This window comes from Streptomyces sp. NPDC056479 (genome assembly GCF_042795335.1).
Classification (GTDB): Bacteria; Actinomycetota; Actinomycetes; order Streptomycetales; family Streptomycetaceae; genus Streptomyces.
In genome coordinates, this window is sequence record NZ_JBHTRZ010000012.1 from 71397 (window position 1) to 84579 (window position 13183).

The following is a 13183-nucleotide window of genomic DNA, read 5'->3' on the forward strand; positions in this document are numbered from 1 at the left end:
GGGTGTGGTGTGGGCGGTGACACGCTCCTGTACGGCTATCCGGCGGACACGAGGTTGGGCCAGGGCACCCCCCCCCCCCCCCCCCCCGCTCCGTTGCGTCGGCATCAGGGACGCAGCACCAGCCGCCACCGCCGCTCCCCCTCCTGCTCCTCCTCGGTCACGCTCAGCCCGGCCGCCGCAGCCACCGCCGCCGACGCGTGATGGTCGGGATGGATGTGAGCGACGACCGTACGCACGGACACAGCCCGGAGCCATACGACGAGCCCCCGCGCCGCCTCGGACGCGAGCCCACGCCCCTGCCACGACGTGCCGACCACCCAGGCGATCTCGGCACTGTCGTCCCCGGTGATCGTCGCCTGGACGGTGCCCACGAGAGACGACTCGGCGCGCAGCCGCAGCACCCAGTTGCACCAGGAGACGCCCGGCTCGGGGGATCCGGCGGCGAGCCGCGCGTAGCGGGCACGCAGGCCCTCGGGGGTGTCGGGGGTGCCGCCGATGAAGCGGTGCAGCGCCGGGTCCGACAGGACGACGGCCATCTCGTCGGAGTGCTCCATGCGCAGGGGCACGAGATCGAGACGGTCGGTGGGGATGGGCTCGGCGGGTACGCGGGGCTCGGACATCGTCCGCAGCCTATGGCCCGGCGGAAAAAGGTTCAGCCGGTGACTTCGTCAATGAAGTCACCGGCTGAACATCAAGGGTGAGTGACGGGACTCGAACCCGCGGCATCCTGGACCACAACCAGGTGCTCTACCAGCTGAGCTACACCCACCATGACCGGTTGTTGACTTCCGTGGAGTCCCCGACCGGCCGAGAAAAAGTGTACAGGGTCCGAAGGGGTGCTCGCGCACGCCTTTTACGGCGCCCTTGCGCGACCCCCCTCGCACACCTACTGAGCAGGCAGAACGTACTTCGCGGCGATCGACTTCGCGGTGTCGGAGTCCGGGCCCGGCTGGGGCACGAAGACGGCCTCGCGGTAGTAGCGGAGTTCGGCGATCGACTCGCGGATGTCGGCGAGGGCGCGGTGGTTGCCGTTCTTCTCGGGGCTGTTGAAGTAGGCGCGCGGGTACCAGCGGCGGGCCAGCTCCTTGATCGAGGAGACGTCGACGATCCGGTAGTGGAGGTAGTCCTCCAGCGTCGCCATGTCCCGCAGCAGGAATCCGCGGTCGGTGCCGACGGAGTTCCCGCACAGCGGGGCCTTGCCGGGTTCCTTGACGTGTTCGCGTACGTACGCCAGGACCTGGTCCTCGGCATCCTTGAGTGTCGTGCCGCCGGCGAGTTCGTCCAGCAGCCCGGACGCGGTGTGCATCTGACGCACCACCTCCGGCATCGTCTCCAGCGCCGAATCCGGCGGGCGGATGACGATGTCCACGCCCTCGCCGAGGACGTTCAGCTCGGAGTCGGTGACGAGGGCGGCAACCTCGATGAGCGCGTCGTCGGACAGCGAGAGGCCGGTCATCTCGCAGTCGATCCACACCATGCGATCGTTCATGCGACCCACCCTACGGCTGACGTCCGTTCTTGGGTGCCCCGCGTCGCAGTGGTCGTGCACCGGGGCTGCCGCCCCCGGACCCCCGCTTCGGCCCTGAACGGGCCTCGTCCTCAAACGCCGGACGGGCTGAGATGCCCGTCCGGCGTCACGAGGTCACGATCCGCTGCGCTGCCCCGGCAGGCTCGCCCGGCTCGCGGTGTACGCCTCACGCCCGTTGTCCGACGCCACCGACAGAGGCCCGGTGGTGCCCAGCGGTGCCGGCGTGCGCCGGGTCTGGAGCGGGACCGGACCGGCGTCCGGGTACACGGAGGGCGGCGGGCCCTGCGGCATGGTCGGGCCGGCCGTGGGCTCCGCGTCCGTCGGCCGCTCGCTCTGCGGGCGCCGGGCACGATACGCCGCCCGGTACGCGGCCGGCGACGAACCGAGCTGCCGGCGGAAGTGCCCGCGCAGCGCCACCGGCGAGCGGAAGCCGCAACGGCCCGCGACCTCGTCCACCGAGTAGTCGGAGGTCTCCAGCAGCCGCTGCGCCTGCAGCACCCGCTGGGTGATCAGCCACTGGAGCGGCGCGCTGCCCGTCAACGAGCGGAACCGGCGGTCGAAGGTGCGGCGGCTCATGTAGGCGCGTGCCGCCAGCGTCTCCACGTCGAACTGCTCGTGCAGGTGCTCCAGCGCCCAGGCGACGACCTCCGCGAGCGGGTCGGCGCCGATCTCCTCTGGTAAAGATCGATCGAGGTAGCGCTCCTGACCGCCGGATCGGCGCGGCGGGACCACCAGGCGGCGGGCGAGCGCTCCGGCCGCCTCGTTGCCGTGGTCCGTCCGCACGATGTGGAGACAGAGATCGATTCCGGCCGCGGTGCCGGCCGATGTCAGCACGTCGCCGTCGTCGACGAACAGTTCGCGCGGATCCACATGCACCGACGGATAGCGTTTGGCCAGCGTCGGTGCGTACATCCAGTGTGTCGTCGCGGGACGGCCGTCCAGCAGGCCCGCCGCGGCGAGGACGAAGGCGCCGGTGCACAACCCGACGATGCGGGCGCCTTCCTCGTGTGCCCGGCGCAGCGCCTCGAGCGCGTCCTCGGGCGGCGGCGAGGTGATCGAACGCCAGGCCGGCACGACGACCGTGCCCGCCCGCGAGATCGCCTCCAGGCCATGTGGCGCGGTGAGTTCCAGGCCCCCTGTGGTCCGCAGTGGGCCTTCCTCGCCGCCGCACACCAACAGGCGGTAGCGCGGCACGCCGGCGTCCTGGCGGTCTATCCCGAACACCGACAGCGGTATGGAACTCTCGAAGATGGGGCCGCCGCTGAACAGCAGCACCGCGACGATCTCCTTGCGGCGTCGCCCGGAAAGTTTCCGGGCCGCGGCTTCCGGCGCGGCAGTGGAGTCGTGGCTCATACTGCTAAGCCCCCCTCGGTGGTCGCGGCTCCTCGGTTGTGTCGCTCCTGCACGTTTCCCCTCGGTCCTGCACGAGTCCCCCGCCGTAGACAGTCAAGATCGAATCTACTGTGTCGCGCCGTGCCTCAGTGGCCGGTTCACCACTCGGCACATTGTCGACTTGGCAACTTGGCGTGAAGCATTCGATCACGAAGCGTTGCACTCACGGGCCGTGCAGGGAAGTGCGCCTTGTCGCAGTGGCCAATCCACGTAGGGTGCGCAGACCCCCAGAGGCCCTTTCCGTGCAGGTGGAACGGGGGTTGAGGGGTGTTCAGGGCAGGGGATACATGCGCGCCAGAAGTTGGCTGAAAAGTAGCGTGCCCGTGCGCGGAAACCGGTCAGCCGACCGGTGTACTTCCCCCAGTGTGACGTCCGCCTCTATGGGCCCCGGTTCCCGTCCTGTGATGGCGGCCCCTACGCCGGGGTGACGGACCGTGGCGCTGCTCCTGCCGCAGCCGTGCCGCGCCGCGTTCCGATTGGCGCAGCAGCAACCGGCAGACCCCCGTCACGGCCGCGAGGCCGAGGGCCGTACCGGTGGCGCCGGCGAACGAGGTGCCGTACCAGAGGAGCACCACGGGAACCAGGACGCAGCTGAAGGCCGCCCAGCGGACCACATCGGTGGTGCTGTCCTCGGAGGGCGTGCGGGGTCCGGACATGGGTGCGTGCTCCTGGGCTCCCTGGGCGGTGGCTCGTGGTGATCAACGCGAGTTCGAGCGGTCGGTCACTGGTACAAGGCCGTCCGCATGGCCGTCCGTACGACAGACGCAAGTGAATGCTGTGCAAACCGCCTGTACACCGCAGCAAGCATTGCGTTACGGGCGTCCCCTCGTGCATGCTCCCTGGAACCCGCACCGACCGTGAGCGGGGATCTGGGCTAAGGAGGCGTGCCGCCGTACCCTTGGGGTATGGGGTTGGGAAGACCATTCCCGGACACAGCTCCGCTGCACACCGATGACCCACCCATAAAAGGATCAATTCGCCGAGACAGCCATGGCCGGTCACGAATTCTTCGAACCAGCGGACCGCAAGCGGCCCGTCGCCGACCCCACGGCGGCCGAGCCCCTGGCGGCGGAAGAGTCACGTCATTCCTGCGATCCCGCCTTCAAGCACGGCGTCGTCGTCGGCTTCGACGGCTCCACCTCCAGTGAGCGCGCCCTCGCGTACGCCATCGGCATGGCCCACCGCTCCGGGTCGGGCCTGATCATCGTCCACGTCGCCAACCGGCTGCCCACCACGGTGTGGGCGGGCTGCGAGCCCCCGGTCTTCGTCGATGTGCCGGATCACCGCACCGAGGTCCTCGGCCTCGAACTCGCGTGCGCGGACTACCTCGCCGAGGTGCCGTGGATCCTCGTCGAGCGCGGCGGCGACATCTGCCACGAACTCGAGGAGGTCGGGCGGGAGTACGAGGCGGACGCGATCGTCGTCGGCTCCACGCAGGGCATCGTCGGGCGGATCTTCGGATCCGTGGCGGGGCGGCTTGCCAAGCGGGCCAAGCGCCCCGTCGTTGTCATTCCGTAACTCGCCGTTGTCCCAGGTGAGATGAGCCGTTCGAGACACCGCACTCCTTTCTGCGATGCGTGAACCTACTCACGCGTAGAGGTGTTTGTGCCCTTGTGAAGGGCATATATCGCACACCGCACAACTGCACATGCATGAAGGGAGCCCGCCGTGGACAACGACGTCTCTGCGGGAAGCGGAATCACCACCGTGGTCGGCCGACTCGCCCTTGGCATCACCCTGTTGGCCTTCGGGCTGGGGTATGCCGATGTGATCGACGGTGTGTCGGCTGCTGACGCCGTATCAATCGCCCAGTACGTGGGCGGTATTGCCCTCTTCGTCGCCGGCCTGATGGCCCTGCGGGACCGTGACAGTGCGAACGGGACCGCGTTCGTGGCGCTCGGCGCCCTCTGGTTCACCTGGGCCGTAGCGGCCGACAACCAGGTCTCCGCCAATGCCGCGGGGCTCTTCCTGCTGCTGTTCGCCCTCGTGGCGCTGTCCCTCACTCTCGCCGGTGGCGACCAGCTCGGTCAGGGCATGTACGGGCTGTTCTTCGTCGGCCTGCTGCTCATGGCCATCGCCTCCTTCGCCGACAACGACGGACTCACCAAGGCGGGCGGCTGGTTCGCCGTCGCGGCGGGCGCGGTGGCCTGGTACGCCGCGACCGCGGCCCTGGCCCACTGGCCGACCGCACTACCTCGACGCGCTGCCGGCCGGGGAGTGACGGCCACCGGTTAGCTGCGCAGGCCGGGGAGTTGGGCGGCTTCCCGGCGATCGAACGGACCCCCCGTGACAGGTGGCATCACGTGGGGGTCCGTCCTCGTTGTTCGGCCTCTGCGGATGGCGGGGGCTGGTCGCGCGCGCGACGGAGCCGCACATCGATACAGCCCCGCGCCCCTTCAGGGCGTCGCACGACCGTCGTCAAAGACGTCGTCGTCCCCCCAAGACGCGGGTGCCCGGCGCGCAGCTCCCAGGAGTTTGGGCGGCTTCCCGGCGATCGAACGGACCCACCGTGACAGGTGGCATCACGTGGGGGTCCGTTCTCGTTGTTCGGCCTCTGCGGATGGCGGGGGCTGGTCGCGCAGTTCCCCGCGCCCCTTTAGGGCGTTGCTCTACCGTCGTTAGCGAGGCCGCCCGCCCCTTCAGGGCGTTGCACGACCGTCGTCAGCGAGGTCGTCGTTCCCTCAGGGCGCGGGATCCCGGCGCGCAGCTCTCCTTCAGTTCGGTGAACTCGGCGGCCGGTGACCTGGCCGCGGAGCCGCGACGGCTGTGGTCGAGCAGTGCGGACCCGTAGTCCAGCCACGGCGGCAGAGGATCGACGCCGATGAATCCGGCCAGACGGGTCAGTTCCTCGCCGGGTCGGTCGAGGAGGTCCTCGTAGGCGAGTGTGGTGCCCAGGCCCGCGGGCAGGCCGGCGAGGAACTCCGTGCCGTCGGCGACGAGTTCGGACCACAGGGCGCCGAAGCTCCGCAGCGGGAGGTCACGGTCGCGCACGAGGGCGGGGTCGAAACGGTCGTCGAGCAGTGGCGCCAGGTCCGCCGGCAGGGCGCGTACATGCTCGGGGGTCAGGTCGGCGAAGCTGTCGATGCCGGCCCGCGCCTTGATCTCGCGCAGCAGCAGGATCGTGCGGTAGCCGGGGTGACGGCTCATGGACAGGGCGCAGTCCGGTCCGTCCCTGAACATGTGCACGAACCTCGCGTCCGGGAACGCCTCCCGCAGCCCCGGCGCCCAGCCGGTCGAGTAGCCGGACCGCTCCACGACGGCCGTCCGCCCGAACCGCCCGCACAGCAGGTCGAACAGCGCCCGGTGATGCTCGGCGGCGGTGCGTTCGGGCCACCGGACCACCGCCTCGCCGAGCTCGTCGAGCAGCGTGTCCGGGTCGTCGGTGAGGTGTGGCAGCACCATCAGGGAGAGCGCGGGAATGCCGGTGGTCTCCGCCGTGTACCTGCCGGGGCGACGTGTGTAGAGGAACTCCGGCAGCGGCAGCCCGCTGCGGATCATCCGCTCGAAGTGCGGGGCGGGCCGGCGGAGCCTCTGCCAGAACTCCGCACCGCCCACCTTCCCTTCGGGAAAGGACGCGTCCCCCACGGATGCCATGTACTCGTTGAGGCTCAGGACGTCCGGGTGGGAGTTGAGGATGCGCGACAGCGCGGTCGAGCCGCTCCGTCCCGTACCGACGACGAAGGTCAAGGAACGCATGGTCACCCTCCGCATTCTGTACCGCCCCCGTCGGCGGGGGCGCTCACCGCGTGCGGTCCGACCCTGCCCGGTCCAAGAGGCCGCCTATCCCTCCGAACGCGTGGTCGCGCGGCCGTTCACGACGACGCCCGCGTCACCAACTCCGTGACCAGTACCGCCTGCGTCCGCTCCAGCCCCCGCGACACCGCCGGACGCCGGTCCGCGATCTCGGCGAGGAGAAGGTCGATCATGCGGCGGCCCATCTCCTCGATGGGCTGGCGGACGCTGGTGAGGGGTGGCTCCATGTGGCGGGCGATGGCGGAGTCGTCGTAGCCGACGAGGGCGACGTCCTCCGGGATACGGCGGCCCGCCTCGCGCAGGATCTGGCGGGCGCCCGCCGCCGTCACGTCCGACCCCGCGAAGACCGCGTCCAGGTCGGGGCAGCGCTCCAGCAACGCCGTCATCGCCCGCATGCCGCCCTCCTCCGTGAAGTCACCGGGCTCGATCAGCCGCTCGTCGACCTCGCGCCCGGCGTCACGCAGCGCCTCGCGATAGCCGTCGACGCGGCGCTGGGCACCGTAGACGTCGAGGCGGCCGGTGATGTGGGCGATCTTCCCCCGGCCGCGGGCCATCAGGTGCTCCACCGCCGAGCGGGCGCCGCCGTAGTTGTCCGAGTCCACCGAGGTCAGGGTCTCCCCGGCGGAGCGGGGGCCGCTGATCACCGCCGGGATCTCCAGCTGGGACAGCAGGTCGGGCAGCGGGTCGTCCGCGTGGACCGAGACCAGCAGGACGCCGTCGACCCGGTGGGCCGCCAGGTACTGGGCCAGACGTCGGCGTTCCTTGTCGCTGCCCGCGAAGATCAGCAGGAGCTGCATCTCGGTGTCGGCGAGCTCGGCGCCGACACCTTTGAGCATGTCCGAGAAGTAGGGCTCCGCGAAGAACCGCGTCTCCGGCTCGGGCACGACCAGCGCGATGGCGTCCGTGCGGTTGGCGGCCAGGGCCCGGGCGGCGGTGTTGGGGACGTAACCGAGCTCCGCGACCGCGGCCTCCACCGCCGCGCGGGTCGCGTCGCTCACCCGGGGCGAGCCGTTGATCACCCGGGAGACGGTGCCGCGCCCGACGCCCGCGCGGGCCGCCACCTCTTCGAGGGTCGGCCGACCGCCGCTCCGGCCCCGCGCTCCGTGGCTTGCCATTGGGCTCCGCCCTCCCGCCGTATTGCTCATCTGGCCTGGAATCTAACAGTCCCGCGTGCTGCACTGAGCGCCTCCGAGGACTGCCGCCCCCAGACCTCCGCTGCGGCCTGAACGGCCTCGTCCTCAAACGCCGGACGGGTTGACCTGGTTCCAGTTAACGGCCCGATAACTGAACGCAGAACTCCGCGCCCCCACCCTTGACACCCCCGCCCGGACCGACGAACCTTCAACACATCACCTGTGGGAGCGCTCCCACAGTACCTGACACATACACATCCCGCACGTTCCCCGCCCGAGCCGCAGCGAGAAGAATGAACGGGCCCAACAGTGCAGTTGGCCGGGGGGTCGGCACGTCAGGCAACAGGAGGACGCAATGCGCACGAGTACCCGTGGGTCCCGTCGGCTGATGGCCCTCGCGGTCGCGGCCGCGCTGACGACAGGGCTGCTCGCCGGCTGCGCCGAGGACTCGGACGACGGCTCTTCGAACGAGGGAGGCGGCAACGGTGGGGGCGGCAAGACGACGCTCACCGTCGGCACGTTCGGCACGTTCGGCTACAAGCAGGCCGGCCTCTACGACGAGTACATGAAGCTCCACCCCGACGTCACCATCAAGGAGAACGTCACCACCCGCACCGACGTCTACTGGCCCAAGGTCCTCACCCGTCTGCAGGCCGGCTCCGGCGCCGACGACATCCAGGCGATCGAGATCATGAACGTCACGGAGGCCGTGGAGACACAGGCAGACAAGTTCGTCGACCTCGGCAAGGAGGTCGACAAGTCGCAGTGGCTGGACTGGAAGAACGCCCAGGCCACCACCAAGGACGGCAAGCTGATCGGGCTCGGCACCGACGTCGGTCCGATGGCGATCTGCTACCGCAAGGACCTGTTCGAGCAGGCCGGCCTGGAGACCGACCGCACCAAGCTCGCCGCGCAGTGGAAGGGCGACTGGGGCAAGTACGTCGACCTGGGCAAGGAGTACATGAAGAAGGCGCCCAGCGGCACCAAGTTCGTGGACTCGGCCTCCTCGGTCTACAACGCGGCCCTCGGCGGCGCGGACGAGCGTTACTACAAGGACGACGGCACCGTCGACTGGGACAAGTCGCAGGGCGTCAAGAACGCCTGGGACGTCGCCATGGACGTGGCGACCAGCGACATGTCGGCGAAGCTGAAGCAGTTCGACAAGCCGTGGGACCAGGGCTACGCGAACGGCACCTTCGCCACGGTGGCCTGCCCGGCCTGGATGATCGGCTACATCCTGGAGAAGTCCGGTGAGTCCGGCAAGGGCAAGTGGGACGTGGCGGCGGCGCCGACCGCGGCCAACTGGGGCGGTTCCTTCATCGGCGTGCCGACCTCGGGCAAGCACCAGAAGGAGGCCGTCGCGCTGGCGAAGTGGCTGACCGCGCCCGAGCAGCAGGCGAAGGTCTTCGCCAAGCAGGCGAGCTTCCCGTCGACCCCGTCGGCGTACTCGACCCTGAAGCCGGCGGACGCCACCACGGAGTACTTCTCGAACGCGCCGATCACACAGATCTTCTCCGACTCGGCGAAGACCATCCCGTCGCAGTACTTCGGCATCAAGGACCAGGCGATCAACACGGCCCTGACCGACATCGGCATCCTCCAGGTCGAGCAGAAGGGCAAGAGCCCTGACGAGGGCTGGGACGCGGCGTCCGAGGAGATCAAGGACGTGCTCGGCCAGTGACCAGCTCCAAGCAGGCCCTCGCGCATCCCGCGTCGAGCGCCGACGCCGCGCCCGGTGAGCAGCCGGGCGCGGCCGGCCGCGCTCGCGGTCGCGGTACGCCGCCGCCGGGGAACGGTTCCTGGCGCAGCCGGCTGTACCGCTGGGACATGAAGGCGTCGCCGTACGCGTTCATCGCCCCCTTCTTCATAGTCTTCGGGGCGTTCTCACTCGTCCCGCTGCTCTATACGGCCTGGTACTCGCTGCACAACGTGCAGCTGGCCAACCTGGACGGCCAGTCCTGGGCCGGCCTGGACAACTACGAGAACCTGCTGTCCTCGGACTTCTTCTGGAACGCGCTGTGGAACACCTTCACCATCGGGGTGATCTCCACGGTGCCGCAGCTGGTGATGGCGATCGGCCTGGCGCATCTGCTCAACTACAAGCTGCGCGGCTCGACGATCTGGCGGGTCGTGATGCTCACCCCGTACGCCACCTCGGTGGCGGCGGCGACGCTGGTGTTCGTGCTGCTGTACTCGTGGGACGGCGGCCTGATCAACTGGCTGCTGGACTTCGTCGGGATCGACCCGGTCAACTGGCGTGAGTCCGACTGGGGTTCACAGTTCGCGGTGTCCTCGATCGTGATCTGGCGGTGGACCGGCTACAACGCGCTGATCTATCTGGCGGCGATGCAGGCGATCCCGGCCGACCTCTACGAGTCCGCGGCGATCGACGGCGCCAACCGCTGGCAGCAGTTCATCCATGTGACGGTCCCGCAGCTGCGGCCGACGATTCTGTTCACGGTCGTCGTCTCGACCATCGGCGCGACCCAGCTCTTCGGTGAACCCCTGCTGTTCGGCGGGGTGTCCGGCTCCAAGGGCGGCTCCGAGCACCAGTACCAGACGCTCGGTCTGTACATGTACGACCAGGGCTGGATCATCGGCAACCTCGGCAAGGCGTCCGCGATCGCCTGGTCGATGTTCCTGATCCTGCTGATCGTCGCCGTGATCCAGCTGCTGATCTCCCGACGGCTGAGGAAGTCCCAATGACGACAAGTGAACTGACGACTCCTCAGGCACCGACGCAGAAGGTACGACAGCCCCGGCGCCCCCGAGTGATGGGCGCGGGCAAGCAGCTGCACGCCGGCCCGCTCACCTATGTCGTCCTGGCCGTCTTCGCCCTGGTCTCACTGGCCCCGCTGGTGTGGACGGCGATCGCGGCCTCGCGCACCGACCGCCGGCTCGCGGAGACGCCGCCGCCGCTGTGGTTCGGCGGGAACCTGTTCAAGAACATGGAGCGGGCGTGGGAGGAGGGCGGGCTCGGCACGGCGATGTTCAACACCATCTTCGTCGCGGGCATGATCACCATCAGCACGGTGCTGTTCTCCACGCTCGCCGGCTTCGCCTTCGCCAAGCTGCGCTTCCGGTTCTCCGGGGTCCTGCTGCTGCTGACGATCGGCACGATGATGATCCCGCCGCAGCTGGCCGTCGTACCCCTCTATCTGTGGATGGCGGACCTCGGCTGGTCGAACCAGCTCCAGACGGTCATCCTGCCGACGCTGTGCACGGCCTTCGGTACGTTCTTCATGCGGCAGTACCTGGTGCAGGCGCTGCCGACCGAGCTGATCGAGGCGGCGCGGGTGGACGGCGCGAGCAGTCTGCGGGTCGTCTGGCATGTGGTCTTCCCGGCCGCCCGGCCCGCGATGGCCGTCCTCGGCCTGCTGACCTTCGTGTTCGCCTGGAACGACTTCCTGTGGCCGATCATCGCCCTGAACCAGGAGAACCCGACCGTGCAGGTCGCCCTCAACTCACTGGGCACCGGCTACGTCCCCGACCAGGCCGTCATCATGGCCGGCGCCCTGCTCGGCACACTGCCTCTGCTGATCGCCTTCCTGCTGTTCGGCAAGCAGATCGTGGGCGGCATCATGCAGGGCGCGATCAAGGGCTGACGCCCGTCGCGCTCCAGGCTCGACGCCCGGTTCGCTCCGCCCATGCCGTACGACCCCCGGGGGCCGCGTCACCGCCGCCTCGGCCCCGTCTCTCCCCCCCTCTCCTCCCCCTCCCCCCTCCTCTCTCCCCTTCTCCCCTCCTCCCCTCCTACTCGTACTCGTCGGTCTCCACGACCTCCAATGGGAGCGCTTCCATGCCTGAGCCCATGTCCTCCGTGTCCTTTCCCCCCGCCTTCCTCTGGGGCGCCGCGACCTCCGCGTACCAGATCGAGGGGGCGGTGCGGGAGGGTGGCCGCACGCCCTCCATCTGGGACACCTTCAGCCATACCCCGGGCAGGACGGCCGGCGGCGAGCACGGTGACATCGCTGTCGACCACTACCACCGCTACCGCGACGACGTGGCGCTGATGGCCGACCTCGGCCTGAACGCGTACCGCTTCTCCATCTCCTGGCCGCGCGTCCAGCCGACCGGCCGGGGCCCGGCGGTGCAGGTGGGCCTGGACTTCTACCGCCGACTGGTGGACGAGCTGCTGGCGAAGGGCATCAAGCCCGCCGTCACGCTCTACCACTGGGACCTGCCGCAGGAGCTGGAGGACGCGGGCGGCTGGCCGGAGCGGGACACGGCGTACCGGTTCGCCGAGTACGCGCAGATCGTCGGCGAGGCGCTCGGCGACCGGGTGGAGCAGTGGATCACGCTCAACGAGCCGTGGTGCAGCGCCTTCCTGGGCTACGGGTCGGGCGTGCACGCGCCGGGCCGCACGGAGCCGGTGGCCACGCTGCGGGCGGCCCACCATCTGAATCTGGCCCATGGCCTGGCCACGACGGCCCTGCGTTCGGTGATGCCGGCCCGCAACTCGGTGGCGCTCAGCCTCAACTCCTCCGTGGTACGGCCGCTTTCGCAGGACCCGGCGGACCTGGCGGCGGCCCGGAAGATCGAGGACCTGGCCAACGGGATCTTCCACGGCCCGGTCCTGCACGGCGCCTACCCGGAGACGCTGTACTCGGCGACGGAGCTGGTGACGGACTGGTCGTACGTCCTGGACGGCGACCTGGCCGCGATCAACCAGCCGCTGGACGCGCTGGGCCTGAACTACTACACACCGGCGCTGGTCTCGGCGGCGGAGTCCGACCTGACCGGGCCCCGCGCCGACGGCCACGGAGCCAGCGACCACTCGCCGTGGCCCGGCGCGGACGACGTGCTGTTCCACCAGACCCCGGGCGAACGCACCGAGATGGGCTGGACGATCGATCCGACCGGCCTGCACGAACTGATCATGCGCTACTCGCTCGAGGCCCCGGGCCTGCCGCTGTACGTGACCGAGAACGGCGCCGCCTACGACGACAAGCCGGACCCCGAGGGCCGCGTCCACGACCCGGAGCGCGTCGCGTACCTGCACGGCCACCTCTCCGCGGTCCGCCGCGCCATCGCCGACGGCGCCGATGTCCGGGGCTACTACCTGTGGTCCCTGATGGACAACTTCGAATGGGCGTACGGCTACGAGAAGCGCTTCGGCGCGGTGTACGTCGACTACGCGACCCTCGCCCGGACGCCGAAGTCGAGCGCGTACTGGTACGGGAAGGCGGCTCGGACGGGGGCGCTGCCGGAGGTGGAGACGGAGGTCCAGGGGGACTGATCCGGGGGACGGGGCGCGGCACGCCGGAGGGGAAGTGCCGGGGGGAGGAGGGAGGGGGGGGGGGGGGAGGGGGGAGGGGGGGCCCCCCCCTCTCCTGTCTTTTTCTTCGTCTCCGCTTTCTCTCCTTCCGGCCCGCCC

Annotated in this window: 12 protein-coding genes and 1 tRNA gene; 6 read left to right on the plus strand and 7 right to left on the minus strand. The window is 69.7% G+C overall.

Annotated features, from left to right (window positions below):
- Positions 1 to 104 precede the first annotated feature (104 nt).
- The 5 genes from ACFQ6S_RS38040 to ACFQ6S_RS38060 all read right to left on the minus strand — a co-directional run bounded on the left by ACFQ6S_RS38040 (position 105) and on the right by ACFQ6S_RS38060 (position 3576).
- Positions 105 to 620, minus strand: coding sequence for a GNAT family N-acetyltransferase (locus tag ACFQ6S_RS38040; protein WP_383419857.1), 516 nt, complete (start codon positions 618 to 620; stop codon positions 105 to 107).
- Positions 621 to 696: 76 nt separating this feature from the next.
- Positions 697 to 769 (minus strand) — tRNA-His (locus ACFQ6S_RS38045).
- 117 nt (positions 770 to 886) lie between these two features.
- Positions 887 to 1489 carry an oligoribonuclease gene (gene orn, locus ACFQ6S_RS38050; protein ID WP_383419859.1) on the minus strand — a complete coding sequence of 201 codons (603 nt, stop codon included), beginning with the start codon at positions 1487 to 1489 and terminating at the stop codon, positions 887 to 889.
- Between the two features lie 153 nt (positions 1490 to 1642).
- On the minus strand, positions 1643 to 2881 hold the full coding sequence (locus ACFQ6S_RS38055; RefSeq protein ID WP_383419861.1) for a helix-turn-helix domain-containing protein: 1239 nt from the start codon (positions 2879 to 2881) through the stop codon (positions 1643 to 1645).
- A gap of 377 nt (positions 2882 to 3258) precedes the next feature.
- Entirely contained in the window at positions 3259 to 3576 is a 318-nt protein-coding gene (locus ACFQ6S_RS38060; RefSeq protein WP_383419862.1) for a hypothetical protein, read from the minus strand.
- 334 nt (positions 3577 to 3910) lie between these two features.
- On the opposite strand from ACFQ6S_RS38060, the gene ACFQ6S_RS38065 reads away from it, so the two are divergent.
- On the plus strand, positions 3911 to 4438 hold the full coding sequence (locus ACFQ6S_RS38065; RefSeq protein WP_126900020.1) for a universal stress protein: 528 nt from the start codon (positions 3911 to 3913) through the stop codon (positions 4436 to 4438).
- Positions 4439 to 4588: 150 nt separating this feature from the next.
- On the plus strand, positions 4589 to 5155 hold the full coding sequence (locus tag ACFQ6S_RS38070) for a GPR1/FUN34/YaaH family transporter (protein WP_383419864.1): 567 nt from the start codon (positions 4589 to 4591) through the stop codon (positions 5153 to 5155).
- Positions 5156 to 5581: 426 nt separating this feature from the next.
- Here ACFQ6S_RS38070 and ACFQ6S_RS38075 read toward each other — a convergent pair whose 3' ends face one another.
- Both ACFQ6S_RS38075 and ACFQ6S_RS38080 read right to left on the minus strand, forming a co-directional pair.
- The gene (locus ACFQ6S_RS38075; protein ID WP_383420262.1) at positions 5582 to 6616 is read right to left on the minus strand and encodes a sulfotransferase; all 1035 of its coding nucleotides are present in this window, start codon (positions 6614 to 6616) and stop codon (positions 5582 to 5584) included.
- A 116-nt stretch (positions 6617 to 6732) separates the two neighbouring features.
- Complete coding sequence (locus ACFQ6S_RS38080) at positions 6733 to 7788, minus strand: LacI family DNA-binding transcriptional regulator (RefSeq protein WP_383419865.1); 1056 nt, start codon at positions 7786 to 7788, stop codon at positions 6733 to 6735.
- A 373-nt stretch (positions 7789 to 8161) separates the two neighbouring features.
- Here ACFQ6S_RS38080 and ACFQ6S_RS38085 point away from each other — a divergent pair, with 373 nt between their 5' ends.
- The 4 genes from ACFQ6S_RS38085 (at position 8162) to ACFQ6S_RS38100 (ending at position 13045) form a co-directional block, all read left to right on the plus strand.
- A complete protein-coding gene (locus ACFQ6S_RS38085) occupies positions 8162 to 9487 on the plus strand; it encodes an ABC transporter substrate-binding protein (RefSeq protein WP_383419866.1) in 1326 nt (441 codons plus the stop codon).
- The gene (locus ACFQ6S_RS38090) at positions 9484 to 10512 is read left to right on the plus strand and encodes a carbohydrate ABC transporter permease (RefSeq protein WP_383419868.1); all 1029 of its coding nucleotides are present in this window, start codon (positions 9484 to 9486) and stop codon (positions 10510 to 10512) included. The genes ACFQ6S_RS38085 and ACFQ6S_RS38090 overlap by 4 nt, the downstream gene beginning before the upstream one ends.
- Complete coding sequence (locus ACFQ6S_RS38095) at positions 10509 to 11411, plus strand: carbohydrate ABC transporter permease (protein ID WP_383419870.1); 903 nt, start codon at positions 10509 to 10511, stop codon at positions 11409 to 11411. Before ACFQ6S_RS38090 ends, ACFQ6S_RS38095 begins: the two co-directional genes overlap by 4 nt.
- 194 nt (positions 11412 to 11605) lie before the next feature.
- Positions 11606 to 13045: a GH1 family beta-glucosidase gene (locus tag ACFQ6S_RS38100; protein ID WP_383419872.1), complete on the plus strand. Its 1440-nt coding sequence runs from the start codon at positions 11606 to 11608 to the stop codon at positions 13043 to 13045.
- Positions 13046 to 13183 lie beyond the last annotated feature (138 nt).

Excerpts from the sequence above, each read along its gene's own strand:
- ACFQ6S_RS38065 (WP_126900020.1), top strand. The coding sequence starts at position 3,911 with ATGGCCGGTCACGAATTCTTCGAACCAGCGGACCGCAAGCGGCCCGTC.
- ACFQ6S_RS38060 (WP_383419862.1), bottom strand. The coding sequence starts at position 3,576 with ATGTCCGGACCCCGCACGCCCTCCGAGGACAGCACCACCGATGTGGTC.
- ACFQ6S_RS38080 (WP_383419865.1), bottom strand. The coding sequence starts at position 7,788 with ATGGCAAGCCACGGAGCGCGGGGCCGGAGCGGCGGTCGGCCGACCCTC.
- ACFQ6S_RS38085 (WP_383419866.1), top strand. The coding sequence starts at position 8,162 with ATGCGCACGAGTACCCGTGGGTCCCGTCGGCTGATGGCCCTCGCGGTC.
- ACFQ6S_RS38100 (WP_383419872.1), top strand. The coding sequence starts at position 11,606 with ATGCCTGAGCCCATGTCCTCCGTGTCCTTTCCCCCCGCCTTCCTCTGG.
- ACFQ6S_RS38075 (WP_383420262.1), bottom strand. The coding sequence starts at position 6,616 with ATGCGTTCCTTGACCTTCGTCGTCGGTACGGGACGGAGCGGCTCGACC.
- ACFQ6S_RS38040 (WP_383419857.1), bottom strand. The coding sequence starts at position 620 with ATGTCCGAGCCCCGCGTACCCGCCGAGCCCATCCCCACCGACCGTCTC.
- orn (WP_383419859.1), bottom strand. The coding sequence starts at position 1,489 with ATGAACGATCGCATGGTGTGGATCGACTGCGAGATGACCGGCCTCTCG.
- ACFQ6S_RS38095 (WP_383419870.1), top strand. The coding sequence starts at position 10,509 with ATGACGACAAGTGAACTGACGACTCCTCAGGCACCGACGCAGAAGGTA.
- ACFQ6S_RS38055 (WP_383419861.1), bottom strand. The coding sequence starts at position 2,881 with ATGAGCCACGACTCCACTGCCGCGCCGGAAGCCGCGGCCCGGAAACTT.